The organism is Photobacterium chitinilyticum, assembly GCF_004104355.1.
GTDB lineage: Bacteria > Pseudomonadota > Gammaproteobacteria > Enterobacterales > Vibrionaceae > Photobacterium > Photobacterium chitinilyticum.
On record NZ_RJLM01000193.1, the window covers coordinates 1 to 443 of the forward strand.

The 443-nt window shown below is 40.9% G+C and carries 1 protein-coding gene; it reads right to left on the bottom strand.

The window, feature by feature from the left end:
- Window positions 1-443 (bottom strand): hypothetical protein (locus EDI28_RS28245; protein ID WP_199287519.1); only part of this gene is annotated, 443 nt, incomplete at both ends.

Sequence of the window (443 nt, forward strand, 5' to 3'; positions counted from 1 at the left end):
ACAATGGATTCAATAAGTTCTTGCCAATAACCACGCCCGCTGAATAGAAACATTAAACTGAAAGCCCATACAAAATGAGCACCTAGGAAAAAAAGACCATATGCAGATAAYGAAGRACCATAAGACTGAATTACYTGRGATGCTTGTGCCCATAAGAAATCGCGGAGCCAYCCATTAATAGTAATGGAACTCTGYGCAAAGTTTCCTCCMGTAATATGAGTTACYACCCCTTGATCACTTATACTACCCCAAACATCTGACTGCATTTTCCAACTGAAATGGAATATKACTACSGAAATAGCATTGTACATCCAGAATAGYCCTAAGAAGACATGATCCCAAGCAGATACTTGACATGTWCCYCCTCTTCCCGGCCCATCACAAGGGAAACGAAAACCAAGATTTGCTTTATCTGGTATTAAACGCGAGCTACGAGCAAATAG